Consider the following 25,759-nt stretch of genomic DNA (forward strand, 5'->3'; position numbering starts at 1 on the left):
ACCACCATGACCGAGAAGACCGCCCTCACCCCCAGCACCCACACCGCCCCGCCGGCGAAGTTCTCGCACGGCGTGAAGAAGGGGAACATCCTCCAGGTCGCCGGTCAGGTCGGCTTCCTGCCCGCCGTCGAGGGCCAGGCCCCCACCCCGGCCGGCCCGACGCTCCGCGAGCAGACCCTGCAGACCTTCGCCAACGTCAAGGCGATCCTGGAGGAGGGCGGCGCGAGCTGGGACGACGTGATGATGATGCGCGTCTACCTCACGGACGTCGACCACTTCGCCGAGATGAACGCGATCTACAACGAGTACTTCGGCGAGCAGGACCTCAAGGCCCCCGCCGCGGCCCGCACGACGGTCTACGTCGGCCTGCCCGAGGGACTGCTCATCGAGATCGACGCCCTCGCCGTCCTCGGCTGATCAGCGGACCCTCCCTCCGCGCCACACCCATCTGAACCGCTCTCCCCGCCTCAGCACCCAGCACCACGGCACGGCGCCCCATCCCTTCCCCCGAGGGGCGCCGTGCCGCGCTCCCCCCTGCCCCGAAGGGCCCTGTCACCAACGGAGTTGACCGCACATGCTGCTCGCCGCCGCCCCCGCCGCCGAGGCGCCACCCCACACCGGTGGACTGCTCCTCCTCATCGGCGGCACCCCCGGTCTGCTGACCGTCGCCGCCCTCGGCATCGCGCTCCTGCTCCTCCTGATCATCAAGGTCCGGCTGCAGCCTTTCGTCGCGCTGCTCGCGGTCTCCATAGCCGTCGGCCTCGGTGCCGGTCTCTCCGTCACCGAACTCTTCGGCACGGTCCAGAAGTCGGCCGCCGTCTCGGTCATCGAATCCGGCATGGGCGGCATCCTCGGACACGTCGCGATCATCATCGGGCTCGGCACGATGCTCGGCGCCATCCTGGAGGTCTCCGGCGGAGCGGAAGTGCTCAGCTCCCGCCTGCTCAACCTCTTCGGCGAGAAGCGCGCCCCGCTGGCCATGGGCCTCACCGGTCTGATCTTCGGCATCCCGGTCTTCTTCGACGTCGGCATCTTCGTCCTCGCGCCGATCGTCTACGCCGCCGCCAAGCGCTCGGGCAAGTCGATCGTCCTGTACGCGATGCCGCTGCTGGCCGGTCTCTCGATGACCCACGCGTTCCTGCCCCCGCACCCCGGACCGGTCGCCGCCGCGGGCCTCTTCGACGTCTCCCTGGGCTGGGTCATCCTGATGGGCGCCGTCGTCGGCATCCCGTCCGTGCTCGCCGCCTGGGCGTACGCCGCCTGGATCGGCAAGCGCGTCTTCGTCGACGTACCCCAGGACATGGTCGAGGCGGCCGAGGAGTCCAAGGCCGCCGTGGTCGCCGAGCAGCGCGCGGCCGGTGTCACCCCGCACGAGAAGCCCGTCCCGCTCGGTACCGTGCTCGCGATCATCGGCACCCCGCTGGTGCTGATCCTCGCCGCGACCTTCTCGTCCATCGCGCTGGACCCCTCCACCCCGCGCTCGGTCATCGAGTTCTTCGGCAACCCGTTCGTCGCGCTGACGATCGCGCTCTTCCTCGCCTACTACCTGCTCGGCATCCGGCGCGGCTGGTCCCGCAAGTCCCTCGAATCGGTCTCCACGGCCTCGCTCAAGCCGGTCGGCAACATCCTGCTGGTCGTCGGTGCGGGCGGGATCTTCGGCGCCGTGCTGAAGGGCAGCGGCATCGCCGACGCGCTGGCCGACACGTTCAACGACGTCGGGCTGCCGGTCATCCTGCTCGCCTGGCTGATCTCCGTCGTCCTGCGCGTCGCGCAGGGCTCGGCGACCGTCGCGATCGTCACCACGGCGGGCATCGTCGTCCCCCTCGTCGAGGGCCAGGACATGTCGCAGGCGCACCTCGCCCTGATCATCATGGCGATCTCCGCGGGATCGATCTTCGCCTCCCACGTCAACGACGGCGGCTTCTGGATGGTGTCGAAGTACTTCGGCATATCCGAGCGCGACACCCTCAAGACCTGGACGGTCCTGGAGACCGTGCTCTCGGTCGCCGGGTTCGTGGTCGCGGCGGCACTCAGCCTGGTGATCTAGCGCCTCTCGTCCGGATCATGCCGGGCCGGATCACCGGGGCCGGCACCGGGCCGGATCACCCGGATCACCGGCACCGGCCCGGGTCACCGGCTCCCCTCCGGGGCCGGGGACCCGGGCCCGTCGCCGTGGCCCGCGGACGACGCGCGCCGGCTCAGACCCACCTGACGCAGAGCACCGTTCTGTCGTCGTTCACCTCGAACAGCCAGTAGTCCTCCTGGTCGGTGCTGCTCTTCGAGCAGTAGCCGGGAGGATAGGTCGACTCGGCCCGCCACCGGCCGGTGATCTGCAGGATCACGTCGTAGCCCTTGGGCACGGTGTCCTTGCCGCAGCTCCACACGGTCATGAGCCGTGCGTCCGTCATCCGGTCGCCCTGCTGCTTGGCGACGAAGCACTCGCCCACGCGGAACTGGCGCTCCACACAGAGGGTTCTGCTGAACTCCGTCACGGAGCCCACGTGCGACCAGTACGACTCGCCCGAGCCGTCCGGACAGTCGGAACCGCTGATCCCGTCGTCGGTCGAGGTGACCCGGAGGTAGGCGTTCGCGGCGTCACAGTCCACGGTCTCGGGGGTGTCGGCCGACCAGTCGCCGTATCCGTCGTCGTAGGCGGTCAGGCAGTCCCCGGTCGACACCGCGTCGAACGCCTCGTCGTCCGCGTCGGGCGTCGGCTCGTAGCCGGTTCCCGAGCCGGTGCTCGTCCCGCCGCCGGTCGTACCGCCCGTCCCGATGGTCGGCGAGGCACTGGAGGTGAGGCCGGTGCCCCCTTTGCCGCCCGAGGTGTCGGACTGCGTGTTCTGCCAGACGAAGAACCCGATGACGGCCAGCACCACCAGCAGCCCCAGCCCGGAGGAGGACTTCCTGGCCCGGGCGGGCGGGGAAGGCGGGGGGGCCGGTGCGGGGCGGCGCGCCCGGGGACGGCTCCTGGTCGAGGCCGAAGCCGACGCCGATTCCGCCCGGGGCGACTGCTGCCGGGTCCGGTCCGCCCGGTCCCGTGCGGCCTGCTGCTCGGCCCGCTCCCGCTCCTTCTTCCCGGCCTTCCCGCGTTCCTTCTCCTCGGCCTTCCTCCGGACCTCCTCGGCCTTCCTGCGCTCCAGCTCCCGCTGCCACTCCTGCTCCCGGAGCCGCTCCTGCGCGAGCCGGGCCCGCTCGCGCTCCACCCGCTCCTTCTCGGCCCGCTCGCGCTCCACCCGCTCCTTCTCGGCCCGCTCGCGCTCCACCCGCTCCTTCTCGGCCCGCTCGCGCTCCACCCGCTCCCGCTCCGCCTGTTCGCGTGCGGCGCGCTCCCTCTCCTGCGTGTACACCCGGGTCGGGTCCGGCGGCGGGACCACGTCCGTCCGCAGATCGGCCGTCAGGCCCTCCGGGCCGGTGCTCCCGGTCGCGGAGCCCGCCCCGCGCTCCAGGGCCCGGCCCTGGCGCTCGTACTCCGTGATCAGGTCCGTCCACCGCTGGGGCAGCCAGCGGCGGCCGCCCTGCGAGACCGGGAGCCCGGCCAGCGAGCGGCGGAAGCGGTCCAGCATCTCGGCCGGCACGGGCCGCTGCCGCGGATCGGCCGCGAGGCAGGGGCGGATCAGCGTCGCGAGTTCCTTGGGCAGCCCGTCCAGGTCCAGTTCGCCACGCTGAACCCGTGCCAGCAGGGCCAGGGTGTCGCTGTCGGCGCGGTACGGAGGCCTGCCGAGGGCCAGATGGAACAGCGTCGCCCCGAGCGAGTACACGTCCGAGGCCTCCGTCGAGGGCTCGCCGCGCGCCTGCTCGGGCGAGGTGAAGGCGATCGTGCCCAGGGTGAGACTCGTGCGGGTGATGTCGTTCGCGTGGGAGATGCCGAAGTCGATCACCCGGGGCCCGGCGAGCGGCAGCAGGATGTTCTGCGGCTTGAGGTCCCGGTGGATGATGCCCTCGCGGTGCAGCGTGACGAGCGCCTCGGCCGTCCCCGCCGCCAGCCACCGCACCGCCGACCCGGGCAGCACCCCGGCGCTCCGGACCAGCTCGGACAGCGACGGGGCGGCGATGTAGTCGATCGCCATCCAGGGCCGCTCCGCCCCGGGATCGGCGTCCCGGACCCGCGCCGTGAACGCGCTGTCGATGCGCTGCGCGAGCTCCACCTCGCGGGTGAAGCGACGCCGGTCGACGTCGCTCACGACGCCCTCGGCCAGCAGTGTCTTCACGGCGGCCAGTCGCCCGCCGGAGCTCCGTGCGAGATAGATCCGCCCCATGCCCCCGGAGGCCAGCCTCCCGAGCAGTTCGTACGTACCGAGTGTCGCCGGGTCCCCGCTGCCCAACGGCTCGACTCGCGCGCCAGCCATGCCACTTCCCCCGTCCCCCAGCCCTACGGTCCAGCGCGCCCAGCGTCCCACGGGCAGGGGGCCGGTGCACCACCCTCTCCTGTCACGGAACGTCCACAGCTGCTCGCGGAGAGCGTGCGTGCGGGACGCGGACGCGAACCGTGTGCGGGGCGGAGGTGCGACGCGACCCCTTGTGCGAAAACGCACGATGCGCTTCGTTGATCGACATGGCGGAGACAAGCGGAACCACAGAGACCGGGGAGCTGGACTCCCGGCCGCGTAAATCGAGTTGGAGGTACATCGGCCCCGGCATCGTCGTCGCGGCGACCGGCGTCGGCGCCGGTGACCTGGTCGCGACGCTCATCGCGGGAAGCAAATTCGGCTACACGCTCATGTGGGCGGCCGTGATCGGCTGCCTCGTCAAGATCTCCCTCGCCGAGGCGGTGGGCCGCTGGCACCTCGCCACGGGCCGCACCCTCTTCGACGGCTGGCGCACCCTCGGCGGCTGGACGACCGGCTACTTCGCGGTGTACGTCGTCGTCTGGGGCTTCGTGTACGGCGCGACGGCCATGTCCTCCAGCGCCCTGCCCATCGTGGCACTCTTCCCCGACGGGCCAGGGCTCAAGACCTGGGCGATCATCACCGGGCTGATCGGCCTGGTCTTCGTCTGGTTCAACCAGTACGCCGTCTTCGAGAAGGTCATGACGGTCCTGATCGGCGTCATGTTCGTCGTGGTCGTCTACGTCGCGATCCGGGTGGTGCCGGACGTCGGCGCCTCCTTCGCGGGGCTGCTCCCCGTGCTGCCCGACGGCTCACTGATCTACACGCTCGGGCTGATCGGCGGGGTCGGCGGCACCATCACCATGGCGGCGTACGGCTACTGGGTGAACGCCAAGGGATGGTCCGACTCCAGCTGGATGAAGGTGATGCGGATCGACAACCGGGTCGCCTACATCACCACCGGCATCTTCGTCGTCGCCATGCTGATCGTGGGCGCCGAGCTGCTGCACTCCTCGCAGATCGCGCTGACCAAGGGGGACCGGGGGCTCATCGACCTCGGACAGGTCCTGGAGGACCGGTTCGGGTCCGCCACTGCGAAGCTGTTCCTGGTCGGCTTCTTCGCCACGTCGTTCTCGTCGCTCATCGGCGTGTGGCACGGGGTGAGCCTGATGTTCGCCGACTTCGTGGAGCGGATCCGCGCCGCCGGCAGCGGCGAGGCGGCGGCCGAGCGGCCGGCGCGCGAGCGGGTCGGCCGGCAGGAGCGGTCCGTGCCGTTCCGCGCGTATCTGCTCTGGCTGACCTTCCCGCCGATGACGCTCCTGTGGCTGGACGAACCGTTCGGCCTGGTCATCGGCTACGGGGTCCTGGGGGCGTTCTTCATGCCGTTCCTGGCGCTGACCCTGCTGTGGCTGCTCAACTCCTCCCGTACACCGAGGGAGTGGCGCAACGGCTGGCTCAGCAACGGGATGCTCGGCGCCGCGGGCCTGCTGTTCGTCGTCCTGTGCGTCCAGCAGGTGCGCGACCTGCCCTGGTAGGTGTTCCGCGCGGCTGTGCGGGCGCGCAGCAGCGCCGCCGGGGGAGCGGCGGCGCTGCTGGTTCACCGGTCCTACGGGGCTACGGAAGCCCGTGGACGTGCGGGCCGACCGCGCTCGACCAGGCGTTGCCCGCCGTGGCGTCCCAGTTCGTCGACCAGGTCATGGCCCCCCGGATCTCCGGGTAGGTCCTGGACGGCTTGAAGGAGCCGCAGCTCGTGCCCTTGGCCAGGCAGTCCAGTGCCGCGTTCACGATGGACGGGGCGACGTAACCGCTGCCCGCGCCCCTGGTGGAGGCGGGGACGCCGAGGCCGACCTGCGAGGGGGCGAGTCCGCCCTCCAGCTGGATGCAGGCGAGCGCGGTGAGGAAGTCCACCGAGCCCTGGGAGTAGACCTTGCCGTCGCAGCCGAGCATCGAACCGCTGTTGTAGTACTGCATGTTGACGACGGTCAGGATGTCCTTGACGTTGAGCGCCGTCTTGAAGTACTCACCGGAGGTCGACTGCATGTCGATCGTCTGCGGTGCCATCGTGATGACGAGGCCGGAGCCCGCCTTCGACGACAGCGCGCGCAGCGCCTTCGTCATGTACGTGGAGTTGAGGCCGTTCTCCAGGTCGATGTCGACGCCGTTGAAGCCGTACTCCTGGATGAGCGCGTACACCGAGTCGGCGAACGCGGTGGCCGAGGCGTCGCTGTTGACCGCGACGGACCCCTTCTCGCCGCCGACGGAGATGATGACGTTCTTCCCGGCGGCCTGCTTGGCCTTGATGTCGGCCTTGAACTGGGCGACGGTGTAGCCGTTCAGCCCGGCGGAGTCCAGGTTGAAGGTGACGGCGCCCGGTGTGGCCGTGGCGTCCGCGAAGGACACGGCGATGATGTCGTAGGCCGCGGGCACGTCGCTGAGCTTCTGGACGGCGGCGCCGTTGTTGAAGTTCTGCCAGTAGCCGGTCACCGCGTGCTTGGGCACCGAGGTGGACGGGCCGGGGCCCGGGTCGGTGGCCTTCGCCGTACGGCCGCTGACGGTGGCGGACTTGACGGACTCACCGGCGGCGTTGGTCGCGCTGACCGAGAACTGGTACGCGGTGTCCGCGGCCAGCCCCGTCACCGTCGCGGAGGTGCCGGTGGAGGTCGTCGCCTTGGTGCCGTCGCGGTAGACGGTGTAGCCGGTGGCCCCGGACACCGCGTTCCAGGACAGGGCGACGGAGGAGGTGGTCGTCGTGCCGACCGCCAGCCCGGCGGGTGCGCCCGGGACGGTGGGGGCGGGGTCCGTGCCACCGCCGCCGTCGGGACCGGTGACCTCGACGTCGTCCGCGAAGTAGGCGGCCTGGCCGTACCAGCCGTGGGTGTAGACGGTCACCGAGGTGGTGGAGGGGCCGGTGGTGAAGCTCGTCCTGAGCTGGGTCCAGGAGCTGGAGCCGGGCGACCAGGTGGAGACGTCGGTGGTCCCGGTGCCGCTCGCCCCGATGTAGGCGTAACCGCCCTGCACCCAGGAGCTCAGCTTGTAAGTGGAGTTGGGTTTCACGGCCACGGTCTGCGTGCACTTGGCGTTGTCCTGCCCGGCCGGCGTGGCCTTGAGCGCGGAGGTGCCGCCGTGCACGGGGGAGGAGACGGTGGTGCCGCTGCCACCGGAACAGGTCCAGTTGGCGAGCCCGGACTCGAATCCGGCGTTCCTGGCCACGTTGACGTCGGCCGCCTGCGCACTGGTGGCGAGACCGGTGAGGGTCAGCGCCCCTGCCGCCACGGCGGCCACGGCCCCGCCGAGGACAGGCCGGACGCGGTGTCTTCTGTGCCTGCTGCTGCCTGCGGAGCGTTCCACTTGCTGCCTCCGGTGGGGGAGTTGGGGGTGCTGGCGGGGAACGGTGGCCACCGTTGGCCGATAAACTGGTCCAGACCAATCGAGTTGTCAAGACCTCTGGCGGCCCGGATGCCCGTCGGCGCCGAGGGAGAGGCCCTGGTGGAGGGGTGCGTCCCCCTTCGGGTGGCGGCCTCCGGACCTCGGTGCACTCGCGCGGGTGACTCTCGCGGAGGTATCCGGAACGTGACGGAGCGGATATCGGCGAGGCGCTCGGGAAAGCGGCTGCGCCCGTTCTGACGTGGGCTGATGAATTGCCGTGCATTTCAAACCGGGATGGCGGGGGTAACCCTCCGCAGTGGTACAGAAGTTAACGACTCGGCTTTTGGTCCGATTTCGTACAGGCGCGTTGCGAACGCCCGCGCAGGATGTTGTCGTACTGGGTCCAGATATCTGTTCTCTGCCTGGTATGACGTGGTTAAAGTGCTGGGGAAGAAGCACGGAGCAGGAGCGATTGCGGCCGGAGTCGTCACGGACCACGGCCGGAGCCGAACGGGGAAGAGCGTGCCGACCGCAATAGCAGTGACCAGTGCTGATCTGGTGCTACCACCCACCGATCAGCAGACACCGACCGCGGCCCTGCTGCAGGCTCCCGACGCCCAGGCCCTCGATCTCGCGATCGGTGACATGAACCTGCTCCTGGAGCAGCACGGATACGTGATCGCGGTCTACCCGGCGGGCATCAGCCCCGCCCATGAACGCAGGCTGCACGCCATCCGCTCCGTCATGGAGAGCGATCGCATCGCCCTGGTCAAGGTGGACCTCCCGCCGCTCGGCGTGGCCGTCCTGGTGCGCCAGCTGCGGCAGTTGTCGATCTGCGACTTCAGCCCGGGGGTCGTCGCCTCCGCCGCGCGGCTGCTCGCCCACTACATCCACCCCGGAGCCCTGCTGAACTCGGTGGCCCGGCTCGACCGGGTGCCCGTCAGTCTCAAGACGCACGCCAAGTCCTGGGTGCCCGGCTCCCAGTTCGTCGTACTCGCCGGTCCCAACCCGCAGCTGGTCAAGATCGGGGCGGGCGTGGAACCGCCGGCCGGACCCGAGTTCCCCACCCATCTGCTCGTGGCCAAAGGGCAGTTGACATCGGAATGGGTTCAGCAGACCCTCGCGCCCGCGTGGAAGGTACAGGCCATTCAGGAGTGTCCGCTGCCTTCCGGATCGGCGCGCTGGTGGGGGACCGGGAAGCTGGTGGAATTCGCCTCCTTCCTGCCGGACATCTCGGTGATCTACCAGCTCGTCTCCTCCGTTCGGCGGGAGAACTGCCACTGGTGCGGAATGGAGCTCATCGGCGACCGCTGCGGCTTCTGTTCCTCCCCGCTGGCCCCGGCCGAGAACCGAATGCACTCCGCCGGTGTCCTGAACCATGGAGCGCCCGCACCACCCAGCTCCTGACGTCCCCGTACCGCTCCTCAGACACCGCGCATCTCTCTGTCCGCTGCCCCACGCATCCGATTCGAACGAGGTTGTCCGGCTCATGAACTCCCGCCAGCGCCGCGGCGTGATACTCCTGCTCCTGTCGGTCCTGTGCGCCTTCGGCGCCTTCGCCGGTGTGCTCTCCGTGATCAGCGACGTCAACTCCAAGGTCGGCCCCGAGGTCACGACGTATCAGGTGAAGAGCAACGTGGCGCCCTACACCGCTCTCTCCGGCAGCCAGTTCGAGAAGATCTCGATGCCCAAGCGCTGGCTCTCCGCCAACGCGGTCACCGACATCTCCGAGGTCGACGGCAAGATCGCGGTCACCGAGCTGCGCGAGGGCTCGCTGCTCCAGTCCGACATGATGGAGAAGCGCCCCGCCCTGCGCCCCGGTGAGCAGGAGATCGCCATCCTGATCGACGCCGCGACAGGTGTCGCGGGCAAGATCACCCCGGGTTCGACGGTCAACGTCTACGCCACGTTCGCCGGTGAGAACGAGGGCGAGCCCGCCCAGTCGAAGGTCATCGTCTCCAACGCCCGGGTGCTGGACGTGGGCAAGCTGACGGCGCTGGACCCGGACAACGACAACAAGGCGAACCAGGCGAGCGAGGCCGTCCCGATCACCTTCGCGCTCAACACCCTCGACACCCAGCGCATCGCCTACGCCGAGTCGTTCGCCGAGCACGTGCGTCTGGCGCTCATCGCGTCCGGCAGCGACGGCACGATCCGTCCGGGCGACCGCACCTACACGCTCGACAAGGACAAGTGAGGATGGGATGACCACCAGGATCCTCCCGGCGGTGGGTGACGCGGACGCGGCCAGGTCCGTCACCACACTGCTCAGTCAGCTCCCCGACGCGGAGCCCGCCGCTCCCGTCGGTGACTCCACCCAGCTCATCGACACGCTCGCACGCCTCGCGGGCGAGTCCCTCGACGAGCTGCCCGAGGTCGTACTGGTCCATGAGCGGATCGGCCCGGTTCCGGCCCTGGAGCTGATCCGGGAGGTCTCCCTGCGCTTCCCCGCCGTGGGCGTCGTACTGATCACCATGGACGCGAGCCCCGGCCTCTTCTCCGCGGCCATGGACTCCGGCGCGCGCGGGCTCGTCACGCTGCCGCTGAGTTACGAGGAACTGGCCAACCGGGTGCAGGCGGCGGCCCAGTGGTCCGTCGGCGTGCGACGCCACCTCGGGTCCGGCGGCGACGTCTTCACCGGGCCCGGCGGCACCGTCGTGACCGTCACCGGGGCCAAGGGGGGCGTCGGGGCCACCGTCGCCGCCGTGCAGATCGCCCTGGCCGCACAGACGTCGGGCCACACCGTGGCACTCGTCGACCTCGACCTGCAGACCGGTGACATCGCGTCGTACCTCGACGTCCAGTTCCGGCGTTCCATCGTGGACCTCGCCGCGATCTCCGACATATCGCCCCGGGTCCTGTCCGACGCCGTCTACTCCCACGACACCGGCATGGCCCTTCTGCTGGCGCCCGGAGAGGGCGAGCGCGGCGAGGAGGTCAGCGACCGCTCGGCCCGCCAGATCGTGAGCGCACTGCGCTCGCGGTACGAGGTGGTGGTCATCGACTGCGGCAGCCAGATGCAGGGCGCCAACGCCGCGGCGATCGAGATGGCCGACATCGCCCTGCTGGTCACGACGCCGGACGTGGTGTCCGTACGGGGCGCCAAGCGCATCGTGCGGATGTGGGACCGGCTGCAGATCCGCAAGGCCGAGGAGACGGTCACGGTCGTCAACCGCTTCAACCGCAGCACCGAGATCCAGCCGCCCCTCATCCAGAAGATCACCGGCACCCGGATGGCCGGCACGGCCGTACCCGCGAACTTCAAGGAGCTGCAGGGCGCGGTCGACGCGGGGCGGATGCACGAACTCGACGCCAAGAGCGTCGTCAAGCAGGCGCTGTGGGCGCTGGCCGGAGAACTGGGGCTGGTGAAGGTACCCGCGGGCGCCGAAGGCAGTGGCAAGTTCCGGAACGACCGGGGTTCGATCGGGCGCGGCCGCAGGCGGCGCGACGGCGGGGCCGGGGCCGCGGAACGACCTAGGGGGCAGGCCGACCGATGACATCCACCGACAGAGAACGCCCGGTCATACGGGCGGGGCGGCTCCGCCTCCGCCCCGGTGAACAGGACCGCGGACAGACCGCGGTCGAGTTCGTGGGCGTCACCCCGCTCATCATCCTGCTGCTCGTCGCCCTGTGGCAGTGCGCGCTGATCGGCTACACGTTCAGCCTGGCGGGCAACGCCGCCGATGTCGGCGCACGGGCCGGCACCGGAGCGCGCTGGCAGCAGAGCCAGGTCTGCGGCGACGCGGCGAGGGAGGACCTGCCGGACGCGTGGTCCTCGGCCGCGACCGTGCGCTGCTCCACCGAGCGGGGGCTGTACAGGGCGGAGGTCGACCTCAAGGTGCCCGTACTCGTGCCCGGCGTACTCGACTTCCCCATGACGGTCACCGGCGACGCCGCCTCGGTGAAGGAGGGCTGAGAGATGAAGCGGAAGCCGCAGACAGCACGCCGCGAACGCGGCCAGGTCGCCATCGAGTACATGGGCTTCATCCCCCTGCTGCTCATCGTCGGCCTCTGCGCGATCCAGCTGGGAGTGGCGGCGTACGCGGCCAACCAGGCGGGCACCGCCGCGAGGGCCGCCGCCCGCACCGCCAGCCACGACCGGCCCGAGAGCTCCCCCGAGGACGCGGGGCGCCGGTCCATCAGCGGCTGGCTCGCCGACGAGTCGACCTTCACCCCGCGCTGGGGCGGCGACGAGGTCACGTACACGGCCAGGGTCAAGGTCCCCTCGGTCATCCCGGGGATGGAGGACGCCTTCGGCTGGGCAGAGCGCAGTTCCACCATGCCCCGCGACTGAGCGGAGCCGCCGGCGACGGCACGTACGACCACACGGAGCGCGTCCGCCGGCGACGGCAGCACGGACGAGCGCACCGAGCAGGACCGCCGGCAACGGCTCCGGCACCACCGGCACGTCTGACCGAGGAGTTACGGAAATGAGCCTGCGGGCACGCATCACCGCCCCCGAGGAGCAACCCGGAGGGCGGGAGGACGGCCACCTGGTCGCCACCTACCGGGCCAAGCTGCTCGAGGAGATCGACCTCGCGGAGATGTCCTCGCTGGCGGCGGCGGACCGGCGGGCCCGGCTGGAGCGCGTACTCGGCCACATCATCAGCCGTGAGGGGCCGGTCCTCTCCACGGTCGAACGCTCCCAGCTCATCCGCCGCGTCGTCGACGAGGCCCTCGGCCTCGGCATCCTGGAACCGCTCCTGGAGGACGCCTCCATCACCGAGATCATGGTCAACGGTCCGGACCAGATCTTCGTCGAGCGCAGCGGCCGGGTCGAGCAGCTCCCCATGCGCTTCGGCTCGCACGAACAGCTGATGCAGACCATCGAGCGCATCGTGTCGACCGTCAACCGCCGCGTCGACGAAGCCAACCCGATGGTCGACGCCCGCCTGCCCAGCGGCGAGCGTGTCAACGTGATCATCCCGCCGCTCTCGCTGACCGGTGCGACGCTCACCATCCGCCGGTTCCCGCGTGCCTTCACGCTCCAGGAGATGATCGGCTTCGGCTCGCTGGACGAGCAGATGCTGATCCTGCTCTCCGGACTGGTCCAGGCGAAGCTCAACATCATCGTGTCCGGCGCCACCGGCACCGGCAAGACGACGCTGCTCAACGCCCTCTCGGGACTGATCCCGAACAACGAACGCATCGTCACCATCGAGGACTCCGCCGAACTCCAGCTCCAGCAGAACCACGTGATCCGGCTGGAGTCACGCCCGGCGAACGTGGAGGGCAAGGGCCAGATCACCATCCGCGACCTGGTCCGCAACTCCCTGCGTATGCGCCCCGACCGGATCGTCGTCGGTGAGGTCCGAGGCGGGGAGTCCCTCGACATGCTCCAGGCCATGTCGACCGGTCACGACGGGTCGCTGGCCACGGTCCACGCCAACAGCGCCGAGGACGCCCTCATGCGCCTCCAGACCCTGGCCTCGATGTCCGAGATCAAGATCCCCTTCGAGGCACTGCACGACCAGATCAACAGCGCCGTCGACGTCATCGTCCAGCTCACCCGGTTCGCCGACGGCGGGCGCAAGGTGACCGAGATCGCGGTGCTCGACTCCCACGGCCGCGACAACTACCGCATCGTGAGCGTCGCCCGCTTCAACGCCCAGCCGATGGCCGCCGACGGGCGGATCCACGGGCAGTTCCAGTATCTCCCGCTCCCGCGCAAGGTCGCCGAGCGTCTCTACATGGCCAGCCAGCCCATCCCGCAGGCCTTCGGGGTCGCCTCGTCCGAAGAACAGCTCGCCACCCGAGAGGCCAAGTAGGTACCGCCCCATGACCAATCTCCCCCTGCTCACCGTCGGCGTCACGCTGCTGTGCTGCGTGCTGGGCGTCGTCGGCCTGCACGCGTACTCCGGCGGTAAGGCCGACCGCGAAGCCCTCGTCGACCGGCTCTCGCACACCGGACAGATCCCTCAGGAGGGCCGGCACCGCCGGTTCCGGGGGATCGACCGAAGGCTGCGGTCCACGTCTCTCGGCCGCAAGATCGAACTGAAGCTCGCGGCCACCGGCCTGGAGATCACCCCGGGTGAGTTCTTCGTCTACGCGATCGTGGCCATGGCCGGGCTCTGGATCATCGCCTCGTCACTGCTGGCCAGCTTCTTCGGACCGGTCGCCGCGCTCATCGGCCTCTGGGGCACGAACGCCTTCCTCGAATGGCAGCGCACCAAGCGCACCGACCGCTTCATCAACCAGCTCCCGGAGCTCTCCCGCATCCTCGCCAACGCCACCCAGGCGGGCCTGGCCCTGCGTACCGCGATCGGCATGGCCGCCGAGGAGCTGGAGAACCCGGCCGGTGAGGAACTGGCCCGGGTCGCACGCCGGCTCTCCGTGGGGGAGTCCCTGGACGACGCGCTGAGCGAGCTCACGGACCGCCTGCCGTCACGGGAGCTGGTCGTCCTCGTCACGACGCTCGTGCTCTCCAACCGGGCCGGCGGTACGGTCGTCAGCTCCCTGCGCAACCTCACCGAGACGCTGGAGGAGCGCAAGGAGACCCGACGCGAGGTCAAGACCCAGCTGTCGCAGGTGACGGTGACCGCCTACGCGGTACCGGGCTTCGGCATCGGCGCGATGCTGCTGATGAACGCGGTCATGCCCGGCGCCCTCGACCGCATGACCGGCGCCCTCATCGGCCAGGCCGCGGTCATCGTGTCCATCGTGCTGTACGCGATCGGGTTCATCGTGATCCGTCGCCTGTCCCGTATCGACGTCTGAGAGGGGGACCGTCATGGATCTGCTGCTCGCCCTCGTCGTGGGCCTCGCGGTGTACGGAGCCATCGCCGGCATCCGGATGTACCGGGCCGACGCGAAACTGCCCGGCGACCTCGCCATCGCACTGGAGATCGGCTCCAGCCGCACCAGCGCGGTCGGCTCGGGGATCGACCGGATGGGCATGCGCTGGGCGCCGATGGTGCTCCGGCTCATGGGCCCCAAGGCCGTCAACAAGAAGCGCCGCCAGATCGACATGGCGGGCAACCCCGGCGGCCTCACCATCGACCGCTACGCCGCCCGCCGCGCCGTCTACGGAGCCCTCGGGTTCTTCGGGGCCTTCACCACGATCGTCCGGGGACAGCTCTTCGTGTCCCTGCTGCTGATCGCCTTCGGCCTGTTCTGGGTCGAGGTCGGCATCTGGTCCGCGATCCGCGTCCGCAAGGACCACATCGAACGGACGCTCCCCGACTTCCTCGACGTCCTCGCGGTCGTCGTCTCGGCGGGCCTCGGTTTCCGCCAGGCACTGGAGCGCGTCGCGGAGAAGTACGAAGGCCCCTGGGCCGACGAACTGCGGATCACACTGCGCCAGATGGACATGGGCGTCAGCCGGCGCCAGGCCTTCGAGGAACTGCGCAAACGCAACGACTCCGAACAGGTCGCCATGTTCGTGACGACCCTCCAGCAGGGTGAGGAACTGGGTGCGCCCATCGTCGACACGCTGATCCAGATCGCCAACGACATGCGGCGTACCGACGCCCAGAACGCCCGCCGCAAGGCGGCCAAGGCCGTACCGAAGGCGACCTTCGCGGTCACCTCGTTCCTGCTGCCCGGCACGCTCGTTCTTCTGACGGTGGGCTTCGTCTACGGAGCGAACGTCGACTTCAGCTTCATCTCGGGCTGATGTCCTGCGGGAGGAGCAGGAGTTGGGGAGGATGGGCATGACAAGCGAGGGGAGGCGAGGGGACCGGTGTCCTACCCACTGGGCAGTGGCCACAAGGGACTGACCGGAGAGGTGCGCCAGGCGATGGCCGACCCCGGCGCCCGCCCGGCGTTCGCCCTCCAGGTGAACGCCCTCCAGGCGATGTGCCGCCAGGTCTTCGGGTTCCGCCTCGCCATGATCGCCATCGCGACCCCGTACGCCGTGAGCCGCACGGCACCGGGGCTCGCCACCTGGCTCGTCGGCTCGGCCGTCCTCGTCACCTTCATGGGTTCCTACGTCCTCTTCCGGGACTGGGAACGCTTCGGTCCCCTCTTCCTGCGCCACCCCTGGCTCCTCGGCATCGACGCGCTCTTCGGCGCACTGCTCCTCGTCACCGCGACCCCCGAGTCCACGCTCGCCTACGTCACCGTCTGCACCCCGCTGCTGGCGGGACTCGTCTACGGCTGGCGCGGGGCCGCCGCCTTCGCCGTGCTCCAGGCCCTGATCGTCTCCGGCGTGTACGCCACCGACGTCCAGCTGGAGGCGAGCGACGGCACGGCGCTGCTGCTCCCCGGCTTCTGCGTGATCTCCGGAGCGGTGGGTGTCACGCTGCGCAACCTGCTCCTCCGCTTCGGGGCGGCCAGCCAGGCCCTCACCGACACCCGGGCGCGGCTCGCCGTCAACGAGGCCGTGGAGAGCGAGCGCACCCGGCTCGCCCGGGAGATGCACGATTCGGTCGCGAAGACCCTGCACGGCCTGGCCCTGGCGGCCGACGGGCTGGCCGCCTCCTCGGACCGGATGGATCCGCTCACCGTCAAGCACCAGGCGGAGCTCGTCGCACGGTCCGCGCGCCGGGCCGCGGCGGAGTCACGCGAACTCCTCTCCGACCTGCGCCGGGACTCCGGGCTCGACGAAGGCATCGACGTGATCGCCGAACTCATGGCGAGGGCGGACGACTTCTCCCGCCGCCACGCCCTGACCGCCACGTTCCGCCGACTCAGCGACGCCCCCGTGCCGCCGGTGCCGGCCCCGGTCGCCCGGCAGCTCCTCACCGTGGCGTCCGAAGCGATGGAGAACGCGAACCGTCACGCAGAGCCCACCTACCTCGTCGTCCTCGCCGGGGTGAAGGGCGATGTCCTGCGCGTCACGGTCTACGACGACGGGAAGGGCCTGCCCGACGGGACCACGCTCGACGACCTGAAACGGGCCGGCCACTTCGGGCTCGTCGGGATGGTCGAGCGGGCGGCGTCGATCGGTGCCCGTATCCGCATCGGCAAAGGCAAGGCGGCGAAGGGAACCGAGGTACGCATGGAACTCCCCCTCGCGGCCCTCGGCGCCGCGGCCCAGCCACCCGCACTCCCCGACTCCTACGGCCTCCCCACGGCGGCCTCCCACTGAACGGCCACGGAACGCCCGCGGCACCGCCGTCCCCGTAGAACACGACAGATACAGATCCGGCTCCAGGTCCAGGTCCGTCCCCAGCTCCAGGTCCGTCCCCAGTTCCAGGTCCAGCCCTATCCGCCCATCCGCCCAGCCGCAGATCCAGCCCAGCCCCAGATCCAGCCCAGCCCCAGATCCATCCGCCTATCCGCAGATCCAGCTCCAGCCCCAGACACCTGAGAGGAGGTCGCAGAATGCCGGACGACGTCTCCCGCACGTCGGGCCAGAACTGGGCTTCGCAGAACCATGCCTCCCAGCACACGTCCGCACACGCGAACCCGCTTCCCTCCGAGCTCAGCTCCCCCGGGTTCCCGGCGCCCCAGAGGCCCGCGACATCCGAGCTGATGCCTCCCTTCCCCGCCACCCGCGACGTCCCCGCTCCGGGCCCGCTCCGGGTCGTCGTCGCCGACGACAACCCGGTGGTACGCGCCGGCCTGGGCGTCCTGCTGTCCGGCCGCGAGGACATCGAGGTCGTGGCCGAGGCGGCGGACGGCCGCCAGGCGTACGAGATGGCCGTGCAGCACCGCCCGGACGTCGTCCTGCTCGACGTCCGCATGCCGGGCGTGGACGGCATCTCCGCGCTGCCGCACCTCGTGCGGGTGGCGCCGGTGATGATGCTGACGTACAGCCGCGAGAGCGAGATCGTGCACGAGGCGCTGCGGCTGGGGGCCGGCGGCTATCTGGTGCACGGCGAGTTCACCGCGGACCAGCTCGTGCAGGCGGTACGCGACACGAAGGGCGGCCGGGCCCACTTCACCGCCACGGCCGCCAACGCGCTCCTCGCCCACATGCGCCAGGGCCCCGTCCCGCAGGGCGGCCCGCTCCCGGACGGCCTCGGGGCAGCCCTGGCCTCCGGTTCACCGCACGGTGCGCCTGCACACGGCCCCGTCCCGCAATCGCTCCCACCTGCGACGCGACCGAACCCTCCGGCGCAGGGTCTTTCGCAACTGCAACCGGTTGTGGCACAGTCTTCCAAGGCGAATGACCCCCCGGGGGCATCCAACTCGCCGCATCACGGCCTGAGTTCCAGGGAGGTGGAGGTCATGGAGCTGATCGCGTCCGGCATGAGCAATCAGCAGATCGCCGCCACCTGCTTCATCAGCGAGAAGACGGTCAAGAACCACATCAACCGCATCTTCACGAAGCTGCACAGCGGAAGCCGCAGCGAGGCCATCGCCCGATGGCTGGGCACGGCACCGGGCGGCCGGCCCGGCCTGGGGGGCAGGTAGCCATGACACAGCGGGGGAAGCGCCACACCACGTCCGGGGCCGTCTGCGAAGCCATCCACGGGGCCGTCTGCGAGGCCCTGTCCGGGGCCTGCGAGGCGGTTCGCGAGGCGCCGTCCGGGGCCTGCGAGACCGCCCGGGCCCAGAAGCAAGGCCGCAGGGCCCAACTCACGCATTGGGCCCGGCTTTGGGCCCTGGGGCCCTCTCTCGGGAAGGGTGTTCCGCCGTACGTTTCTCATGTCGCAAACGGCACCGGCCAGGAGGAAGCCGGTAACGGAGGCGACAACAGAGAAACGTATGAGTCGGCCGGCTGTCGGTCGGCCGGACCTGGAGGGGAACACCATGTCGAACATCACCCTGAAGACCGCCGTCCGCGTCAACGGCTGGGCGAACACCGCGGTCAGCGCGATCCAGAAGCGCTACGAGGCCAAGGACCGGGGCCAGACGGCGTTCGAGTACCTGGGCATCATCCTGGTGGTCGTGGCGATCATCGGCGGCATGGTGGCCTCGGGCATCGGCTCGGCGATCACGACCCGCATCACGGGTCTGGTGAGCTCCATCACCGCTGGCTAATGCGGCGGAGTCAACGCAGCGACGCAGGGCAGGCCTTCCCCATCTACATCGTGATGGTGGCGGGCCTGCTCTTCCTCGCGTTCGCATTCTTTGCGGTCGGCAAGGCTTCGGCCACGCGTAATGGTGCTCAGGGTGCTGCGGACGCAGCCGCCCTCGCCGCGGCCCAGCAAGCCCGTGACGAGATAGGGCCGGCGTTCCTGGGGGCGCTCCTGCTTCCCGGGGGCCTGAACGACTTCTTCGGCGACCACTACATCAGCGGAGCACCGTGCAATCAGGCTCAGCGCTTCGCAGCGGACAACCGCGCGGACGTGGTGGGCGGGTGTGAGTGGCGTTCCGGTTATCAGCGTGACGAGGTCACCGTCAGGGTCAAGACCCGCAACACGGTGGGCGACACGGTGATTCCCGGTACCGAGTCGAAACACGCCACAGCCGAGGCGACGGCCGTGATCGAGTTCCGGTGCAGCTGGAAGCCTGCGGAGAAGCCTGACGAGGGCACGAGCCCGCAGCCGGACGAGGAGAAGGACGAGGACGACAAGGAAGAGACTCCGGGTCCGGTCACCTTCGACTGTGACGGCCGGAATCGCTTCGAGATCGATCCTCTCCATCCCGATCCGTGGGCCGAGCTGGGCAAGGCGCTCTTTGCCGTGCACCTGATCAACGACTGACAGCGAACGACGAGTAAAGGAATCAGAACCCATGAGCATTCGGCGCACCACAAGGTCCCGGAGGGTAGCTGCGGCTGTCTCGATGACAGCGGTGTTGACCCTCGCAGTCACCGCCTGCGGTGGTGACAGTGGCGGTGAGACGAAGGACTCCGGTTCCTCGTCGTCTTCGAAGCCCGCTGAGGAGGACAAGGGGGCTGGGGAGGACACGTCCGCCGGGGACGACGTGGACCCGAATGTGAAGCTTGCCGAGGTGCAGGGACAGGGCGGCCTCAAGCTGGTCGTCAATCAGGTCAAGCGCGACTCGGGCGGCTTCCTCACCGTCCAGGGAGAGATCAAGAACGAGAGCGACCAGTCCCGGAACTCGGCCGGCTGGGCGGGGTCGGAGCTCTCCCTCGTCTCCAAGAACCCGAACTCGGTGGCCGGGGCCGCGCTCGTGGACAAGGTCGGCAAGAAGCGCTACTACATCCTCCGGGACACGGAGGGACGGTGCTTGTGCACGACCGGCATCCTGCCGCTGCAACCCGGCAAGTCCACGCCTGTCTTCATGCAGTTCCCCGCGCCGCCCGAGGGGACATCGGAGGTCGACTTCATTCTTCCGACCTTCGGCACTGCATCGCTGAAGATTTCTGGGTGATGGCAGAAATGATCAACACAATCACGCACCGCAAAGTGGTCCGCGGCACGGGGCACGCGATCGCGGTCACGATGTTCATGGCGAGCGTCACGATGCTCGGCGCGACCGGGGCTGTGGCGGACGACGGCCCCAGCGTCCCACCGGGTACCGAGGCCACTTCGGAGCCGCCCGTCAAGATCGATGGCAACGACCCCGACCTGAAGATGCCGGACGGCGGCACGCTCGCTCCCGGCAAGGTCCTCGACATCATCCAGGTGGTCGAGGACGAGGGCGGCGAGGAGCGTCGCGAGGACAGCAACGCGGACATCAAGTTCGCGCTCCAGGCCGAGGTGCTCTTCGGCAAGGACAGCGCCAAGCTGAGCTCCGAGGCGAACTCCCGCATCGTCGCCATCGCGGCCGAGATCGAGAAGCAGAACGCGACGAAGGTCCGCGTCTTCGGCTTCACCGACAACCTCGGCTCCTCGGCGCACGGTGACGTGCTGTCCAAGCAGCGTGCCGAGGCGGTGAACAGCGTGCTGTCCAAGGAGCTCGATCCGTCGATCACCTTCGAGATCCGTGGCTACGGCGAGCAGTACCCCATCGCCGACAACACCACGGAGGAAGGCCGCAAGAAGAACCGCCGCGTGGAGGTCTCCTTCCCGCGCACGACGGACTGACGTCCAGCAGAACGGGCCGGCCACACGGTGTGGCCGGCCCTTTCGCGCTCGACGGATCAGCGGGAGGCGTCGTTGGGAGATGGGGGACAGATAAGCGCCTGGGATGTCCGATCCTGGCGTCCGGGACTTCCCAACGACCAGCAGTCGACGGACTCACGCCCGCACCGAAGTCGCCAGTGCCGCGCGGATCTCGGCGAGCATGCGGTCGGGTGACCGGAAGACCGTCGCGGCGGGGAAGCGGAGGATCAGCCGCACTCCGGGGCAGGCGCTCAGCGCGTTGAAGCGGTCCAGGTCGCGCCGGTGGGCATCACGGCTGCCGTGGTACGCGTAACCCTCGATCTCGACCACCACGCCCTCCCGGACGAAGAGGAAGTCAGCCCGTATCCGGCGGCCGGCGGGGGCCACCAGGTCTGCCTGGCTGACCGGGTGCAGGCCGGCATCGTGCATGCGCAGGCGGGCCACCGTCTCGGCGGGTGAGCCGCTCTGGGGATCGGCCAGCGCGAGCCAACCGGCCGCCCTCGGCACGCGGTGGCGACGGGTGGGGTGTGTCGCGCAGGCGAGGGCCAGCAGGTCGGTGGTGACCAGGCGCGTCCGGCGCACTCCTCTCACCACACGCGTACCCAGAGCGGAGTCCACAGCGACCAGCGCCTCGTCCCTCGGGCCGCCCAGGAGCAGGTCGCGCAGGGTACGCAGCGGAGTGGTGGCCCGCAGTCCGTGGCGCACGCACACTTCGCCCGGGGCGAGGGGCACACGGTGCACCTGGAATCCGTGACGCCGGCCGGTGGGGCTGTCGGGGGCGGTGAACTCCACGGCCTCGCGCAGCAATTCGATTCTGTGGAGCGTAGCGGCGCCGCGGTGGCTGAGAGTGAGCTCCGGGTGCAGTATCTGGACTGCGCGCGCTTTCAGCCACGGCGTCAGCTCGGTGCCCGGCGCCGCCCAGGCACCGGTTACGACGCGCTGCCAGCCCTGCGCGTTCAAGGACCGGTGCAGCTGCCGTGGTCCCACACCGGTCGCGACGACCTCCCGGGTGAGCAGAATGCCCCGCAGGGCGAGGCGCTGCAGATTCGTCGTCATGCCGAGAGGATGCCGCGCGGACCGGAACGCCGTGCAGGCCTGTGGACAACGGGGCGCGGTGTGTGGCCTGGGCGATGTCCGGCGGCTGCTCGGCCGCTACCGGCGCCGTGGCGTCAGCAGATCAACCGGGTCGGGCCTTCGGAGCCCGGGGAGAGGGGGTGTCCGAAGGTCCGGATTTGGGCCCGTGGGCCCAGGCGCCCACACCGGGCGACGTCGTACGGTAATCGAACAATTGGGTTCGTGACGCGGCGAGTTGAGGTCGGACATGTCCACGGTGGGGTCCACTCCCGATTTCGGTGGTTCCTGGCGACCGCCCGTTGCCGAGCGCCAGGACATGCCTCAGTTGCTGAGGGTGTCCCGACTCCTCGTCCACATCCTCTTCGCCATCACGGTCTTCGGCGGTGTGGGTCTGCTCCTGACAGCGGCGAGCGTCGACGCCCTGGACGGCGCGGTACTGGCGCTGACGCTGTACGGAGCCGCGCCCGGCGTCGCCGGATGGGTGCTGGCGCGTAAGGCGTGGACCGGTGGGGTGTGGGTCTGGCGCGGACTGCTCGCCGTACAGATATGGCTGATCCTCGGCGGCATATCGAGCCTGCGGGACGGTTCCCTGCGCGGGCTGACCCAGATGTTCCTGCCGCTGATCATTCTCGTCTTCCTGAGCCGGGCGGAGAGCCGTCAGTGGTTCCGTCTGGACGGAGGGCACCGGGAGATCCACGAGGAACCCCGCTTCTCGCTGTCACGGATGATCACGTGGCGCAGGGACCGGGGCCAGTCGGCGATGGAGTACCTGGGGCTGGTCACGGTCGTCGCCGCGATCATCCTCGCTCTCGCGCTGGGTGGTGTGGGAGGGCAGATAACCAATGGTCTGCAGGCCGCCATCTGCTCACTGACGGGCAGCTCCTGCCCCGCTCCGGGGACCGGCTCGGAAACGGTGGAGGCCGGTGACGGGCCTGCCGACGGCGGCGTGGACACCGGCGGGGCGGACACCGGTGGGACGAGCGGCACCGGGGGCGCGGACACCGGTGGGACGAGCGGCACCGGCGGCGCGGACACCGGTGGGACGAGCGGCGGCACGGGCGGGGCCTCGGGCGGCACCGACGGGGCCTCGGGCGGTACGGACAGCACCGGGGGCTCAACGGGTGGAGACTCCGGCACCACGGGCGGCACTACCGGTGGAGACTCCGGTACCGCGAGGGGCGCCACCGGCGGCACAGGCGGTTCAACCGGCGGCGCAGGCGGTTCAACCGGCGGTGACTCAGGCGCCACCGGCGGCACAGGCGGTACGGAGACCCAGCCCGTCGGCGACGTCGAGGTCGAGACCGACGAGGACAAGACCGACGCTGCCGAGGACGAGCCCGGCTGGGAGGACGACGAGGACTCCTCGGGCGAGGGCGACAACGAGGACGACGAGGGCTGCTTCTCCGGGTTCGGCGCGTTCTTCTCCTGCGCCGGGGACAAGGTCAAACAGGTCGGCCAGGGCCTCTTCGTCGACGGCATCTGGGGCGACCTCACGGGGATCTGGGACACGGTCACGGACCTCCCCGGCACCTGGGAAGGGCTGAAGGACTACGGCAGCTCGCTCGGCGACGCGTGGTCCGAGGGCACCAAGGACGCCGGTGACAAGTGGCGCAAGGGTGACTACTGGGATGCCCTGACCGACTGGGGCGGCTCCTCGGTCGACACCGGCCTGACCGTGCTCGACGACATGTTCATCGGCGACGAGGTCAAGGACCAGTGGAACAACGGCCAGAAGACCCGGGCCGGAACCACCGTCGTATGGAACATCGGCTCGCTCTTCATTCCCGGATACGGCGAAGCCAAGATCGTCCAGAAGCTGGGCAAGATTGGCAAACTCGGGAAGCTGGGCAAGCTCGGCGAGGCGGCCCAGAAGGCGGGCAAGGCTGCCGAGCGGGCACGCAAGGCCGCGGGCAAGGGCGATGTCGACGAGGCGAAGAAGGCCGCCGACGAAGCCCAGGAGCACGCTGACGACGCTGCCGACGAACTGGCGGAGAAGGGCTGCCTGATCAGCTCGGGGCCGCTGGGCGGCGGTCGGCCGCAGCCCGCGTTGGCCGGCGGCGTGAACGCGGCTGCGCACACCCAGGTCGCTTACCGCGTCAACGGCGTCCCGGTCCTCCTCCTCACGGAGAAGGAGTGCGACGGGGTCAGCCAGGAGGAGATCGACGCCGCCGAGCAGGCGCAGAAGGACGCCGACGCGGCCAAGGAGGCGGCGAAGGAGGCCAGCCGCAAGCAGGTCGCCAAGTGGGCGAAGCCCTCTTGGTACGGCGACCTGAAGAACCCCCGCAAGGGGTCGAAGGACCTGGGCAACGGACAGTGGAAGGCCAAGAAGTCCGTGGCCTACTGGCCAGGCATGGAGCGCTGGATGCGCTACCAGGAGCAGGTCTCCGGGGTGAAGCGCGGCAAGGAGTACGCGGTCAAGGACCCGCAGACCGGCCGGGACGTCGACTTCGACGGCTGGGACTCCGCCTCCCAGACCTACAAGGAGGCGAAGTTCGGGTACGGCAAGAAGGTGCGGCCTGACGGGACCCTCGAACCGGCCCAGGCGGCCAAGTTCGTGGAACAGGCACAGCGTCAGCTGCGTGCGGCCGGGGGCAAACCGGTTGAATGGAACTTCTCCAACAAGAAGGTGGCCGACGCGGCGCAGAAGGCGTTCGACGACGCCGACGTGGACGTGGTCGTGAAGCACACTGAGGTGAAGAACTGACGTCGGTGCGAACCGATCCCGAGGGGGAGAGCAGGAGAGCACCAGCACGGGTGCGAACCGGTCCCGAGGGAACGCACCGGCACGGGTACGAGCCCGCCGCCGAGGGAACGCACCGTACGAGCACGAGCACGAGCACGAGCACGGGTACGAGCACGAGGGATTGCGATGTCGAGCGAAGTCGTGGTGAAGGTGTCCTGGGGTCCGCGGCCCGAGACCCCCGGGGAACTGGCGGTGCGCTGGCTGGAGGTGCTCGGCCGGCTGACGGAGCTGTCGGGCCCCGCGCCGGTGGAATGGCGCTGGGACGTGGAGGACGGGAAGGGTGCTCCCGTCCCTGCCGCCGTCGAGGACGTGGCCGAGGCGATCGAGGCCGGGGGGCCCGAGGAGGACGCCGACATCGTCGGCCGGCAGGCCGCGGTCGTCGGTACCTGGCCGGACGGCGGATACGCCTATCTGCGGGCCAAGGGGGGAGGCAGCGACGCGTACACGCCGTTCACCGCGACGCTCCAGCTCTTCCCGGCGGCCGGAGCAGGGGCCGGCTCGCGACCGCCGCTCACCGACCGGCTCCCCGAGGTGCTCGCCGCCCTCGCCGAGGCCTGGGAGGCCGACACCGGCCTGGCGTACGACCGCGAGCTGTTCAACGCGGTCAAGTCGGCCTTCGCCCTGCGTAACTCCCGGCCGCGCTGCGGCTGGGTCACGTACCTCTCCGCCAACCGCGCCGCCCTCGTGCCCGGCGACCTGCCCGGACAGCGTCGTGACACGGCGGGCGGAGGGCTGGTCCTGGACTCCGGACGCGACACCGAAGCCGTCATGGCCGCCCAGCGGGCGATCGCAGATGCGGGCGCCCTGGAGCCCCTGCCCATCTCGGAGCCCCGGCCGCTCTGGTGAGCGAGGCGCTGGAGCTCCGGGCCAGGGTGCGCGACGACATCGCCGCGATCGAGGCGCTACGGACAGGCCCGTACGCGCCTCCCTGGGCGGGCTGCGCCAACCCCGGCCGCTCGGCGTCCGGCGAGGACTTCGCGGTCGTCGCGCTCCGGGTCAGCGAGGACTTCTACGGCGCGGACGACGACGGCGAGCGGATGGCCGCGGCGCACGAGGCGTTCGAGACCGAGCGCTGGGGCGTGGTCCTCGCCCTCGACGAGCGCTGGGGGCGGCACGGCGAGCTCTCCACCGCGGCGTACGAGGAGCGCGAGGCGGAAGGGCGGGACGTACCGCCGTTCTTCGCCGCGCTCAGCGAACTCGGCCTCTCCGGCGAGCTGCAGACCTGGGACACGGACGGGCGCACGGACGGGCGCACGGACGGGCGCACGGTCGGGATCGGCGTCGGGCAGATGGACCGCGAGGAGCCCGTCGTGCTCTTCGCGGTGGCCCTGGCGACGTTGACCGGGTGACGCCCGCCCGGCGACGCCGACCGAGTGACGCCCCCCAAGACCGACGCCATGTCCCCG

At 70.1% G+C, this 25,759-nt stretch carries 23 protein-coding genes; 20 read left to right on the top strand and 3 right to left on the bottom strand.

Annotated elements, in window-relative coordinates; genetic code table 11:
• The first annotated feature begins 6 nt into the window (after positions 1-6).
• Positions 7-417 carry a RidA family protein gene (locus tag ACFYQ6_RS11180; RefSeq protein ID WP_361579912.1) on the top strand — a complete coding sequence of 137 codons (411 nt, stop codon included), beginning with the start codon at positions 7-9 and terminating at the stop codon, positions 415-417.
• Positions 418-574: 157 nt separating this feature from the next.
• Positions 575-2,047 (top strand): GntP family permease, encoded by a 1,473-nt coding sequence (locus tag ACFYQ6_RS11185; protein ID WP_388762535.1) that lies wholly within the window; start codon positions 575-577, stop codon positions 2,045-2,047.
• Between the two features lie 151 nt (positions 2,048-2,198).
• Here the strand turns inward: ACFYQ6_RS11185 and ACFYQ6_RS11190 are convergent, their stop codons facing one another.
• A complete protein-coding gene (locus ACFYQ6_RS11190) occupies positions 2,199-4,346 on the bottom strand; it encodes a protein kinase (protein WP_388762538.1) in 2,148 nt (715 codons plus the stop codon).
• 206 nt (positions 4,347-4,552) lie between these two features.
• Here ACFYQ6_RS11190 and ACFYQ6_RS11195 point away from each other — a divergent pair, with 206 nt between their 5' ends.
• Positions 4,553-5,860, top strand: a complete 1,308-nt coding sequence (locus tag ACFYQ6_RS11195) for an Nramp family divalent metal transporter (RefSeq protein ID WP_361579918.1) — start codon at positions 4,553-4,555, stop codon at positions 5,858-5,860.
• 79 nt (positions 5,861-5,939) lie between these two features.
• Here ACFYQ6_RS11195 and ACFYQ6_RS11200 read toward each other — a convergent pair whose 3' ends face one another.
• Complete coding sequence (locus ACFYQ6_RS11200; protein ID WP_361579920.1) at positions 5,940-7,673, bottom strand: glycoside hydrolase family 18 protein; 1,734 nt, start codon at positions 7,671-7,673, stop codon at positions 5,940-5,942.
• 558 nt (positions 7,674-8,231) lie between these two features.
• Between ACFYQ6_RS11200 and ACFYQ6_RS11205 the strand changes: the two genes are divergently transcribed.
• The 14 genes from ACFYQ6_RS11205 (at position 8,232) to ACFYQ6_RS11270 (ending at position 20,518) form a co-directional block, all read left to right on the top strand.
• A complete protein-coding gene (locus ACFYQ6_RS11205) occupies positions 8,232-9,098 on the top strand; it encodes a hypothetical protein (RefSeq protein WP_361579922.1) in 867 nt (288 codons plus the stop codon).
• 82 nt (positions 9,099-9,180) lie between these two features.
• A complete protein-coding gene (cpaB, locus tag ACFYQ6_RS11210) occupies positions 9,181-9,888 on the top strand; it encodes a Flp pilus assembly protein CpaB (protein ID WP_356737742.1) in 708 nt (235 codons plus the stop codon).
• 7 nt (positions 9,889-9,895) lie between these two features.
• Positions 9,896-11,188, top strand: coding sequence for an AAA family ATPase (locus ACFYQ6_RS11215; RefSeq protein ID WP_361579924.1), 1,293 nt, complete (start codon positions 9,896-9,898; stop codon positions 11,186-11,188).
• On the top strand, positions 11,185-11,607 hold the full coding sequence (locus tag ACFYQ6_RS11220) for a TadE family protein (RefSeq protein ID WP_361579926.1): 423 nt from the start codon (positions 11,185-11,187) through the stop codon (positions 11,605-11,607). Before ACFYQ6_RS11215 ends, ACFYQ6_RS11220 begins: the two co-directional genes overlap by 4 nt.
• A gap of 3 nt (positions 11,608-11,610) precedes the next feature.
• The gene (locus ACFYQ6_RS11225) at positions 11,611-11,985 is read left to right on the top strand and encodes a TadE/TadG family type IV pilus assembly protein (RefSeq protein WP_361579928.1); all 375 of its coding nucleotides are present in this window, start codon (positions 11,611-11,613) and stop codon (positions 11,983-11,985) included.
• A 136-nt stretch (positions 11,986-12,121) separates the two neighbouring features.
• Positions 12,122-13,459 (top strand): CpaF family protein, encoded by a 1,338-nt coding sequence (locus ACFYQ6_RS11230; protein WP_356737750.1) that lies wholly within the window; start codon positions 12,122-12,124, stop codon positions 13,457-13,459.
• 10 nt (positions 13,460-13,469) lie between these two features.
• Positions 13,470-14,408 carry a type II secretion system F family protein gene (locus tag ACFYQ6_RS11235; RefSeq protein ID WP_361579929.1) on the top strand — a complete coding sequence of 313 codons (939 nt, stop codon included), beginning with the start codon at positions 13,470-13,472 and terminating at the stop codon, positions 14,406-14,408.
• Between the two features lie 13 nt (positions 14,409-14,421).
• Entirely contained in the window at positions 14,422-15,306 is an 885-nt protein-coding gene (locus ACFYQ6_RS11240; protein WP_145803672.1) for a type II secretion system F family protein, read from the top strand.
• A 66-nt stretch (positions 15,307-15,372) separates the two neighbouring features.
• Positions 15,373-16,722 carry a sensor histidine kinase gene (locus tag ACFYQ6_RS11245; protein WP_388762546.1) on the top strand — a complete coding sequence of 450 codons (1,350 nt, stop codon included), beginning with the start codon at positions 15,373-15,375 and terminating at the stop codon, positions 16,720-16,722.
• 236 nt (positions 16,723-16,958) lie between these two features.
• A complete protein-coding gene (locus tag ACFYQ6_RS11250) occupies positions 16,959-17,993 on the top strand; it encodes a response regulator transcription factor (RefSeq protein WP_361579931.1) in 1,035 nt (344 codons plus the stop codon).
• Positions 17,994-18,332: 339 nt separating this feature from the next.
• On the top strand, positions 18,333-18,563 hold the full coding sequence (locus tag ACFYQ6_RS11255) for a hypothetical protein (protein ID WP_362666448.1): 231 nt from the start codon (positions 18,333-18,335) through the stop codon (positions 18,561-18,563).
• Positions 18,563-19,228, top strand: coding sequence for a pilus assembly protein TadG-related protein (locus ACFYQ6_RS11260; protein WP_388762549.1), 666 nt, complete (start codon positions 18,563-18,565; stop codon positions 19,226-19,228). The genes ACFYQ6_RS11255 and ACFYQ6_RS11260 overlap by 1 nt, the downstream gene beginning before the upstream one ends.
• A gap of 31 nt (positions 19,229-19,259) precedes the next feature.
• A complete protein-coding gene (locus ACFYQ6_RS11265) occupies positions 19,260-19,862 on the top strand; it encodes a hypothetical protein (RefSeq protein ID WP_388762552.1) in 603 nt (200 codons plus the stop codon).
• 71 nt (positions 19,863-19,933) lie between these two features.
• Positions 19,934-20,518 (top strand): OmpA family protein, encoded by a 585-nt coding sequence (locus ACFYQ6_RS11270; protein ID WP_388763016.1) that lies wholly within the window; start codon positions 19,934-19,936, stop codon positions 20,516-20,518.
• A gap of 153 nt (positions 20,519-20,671) precedes the next feature.
• Here the strand turns inward: ACFYQ6_RS11270 and ACFYQ6_RS11275 are convergent, their stop codons facing one another.
• The gene (locus tag ACFYQ6_RS11275; protein ID WP_388762556.1) at positions 20,672-21,592 is read right to left on the bottom strand and encodes an endonuclease domain-containing protein; all 921 of its coding nucleotides are present in this window, start codon (positions 21,590-21,592) and stop codon (positions 20,672-20,674) included.
• A 352-nt stretch (positions 21,593-21,944) separates the two neighbouring features.
• Here ACFYQ6_RS11275 and ACFYQ6_RS11280 point away from each other — a divergent pair, with 352 nt between their 5' ends.
• From ACFYQ6_RS11280 to ACFYQ6_RS11290, 3 genes are all read left to right on the top strand, one after another.
• Positions 21,945-24,314, top strand: coding sequence for a Tox-REase-5 domain-containing protein (locus ACFYQ6_RS11280; RefSeq protein WP_388762559.1), 2,370 nt, complete (start codon positions 21,945-21,947; stop codon positions 24,312-24,314).
• A gap of 165 nt (positions 24,315-24,479) precedes the next feature.
• Positions 24,480-25,199: a hypothetical protein gene (locus tag ACFYQ6_RS11285; RefSeq protein WP_388762561.1), complete on the top strand. Its 720-nt coding sequence runs from the start codon at positions 24,480-24,482 to the stop codon at positions 25,197-25,199.
• Positions 25,196-25,702, top strand: a complete 507-nt coding sequence (locus ACFYQ6_RS11290) for a hypothetical protein (protein ID WP_388762564.1) — start codon at positions 25,196-25,198, stop codon at positions 25,700-25,702. The genes ACFYQ6_RS11285 and ACFYQ6_RS11290 overlap by 4 nt, the downstream gene beginning before the upstream one ends.
• Positions 25,703-25,759: the final 57 nt, after the last annotated feature.

This window comes from Streptomyces sp. NPDC005494 (assembly GCF_042872025.1).
Taxonomy (GTDB): Bacteria; Actinomycetota; Actinomycetes; order Streptomycetales; family Streptomycetaceae; genus Streptomyces.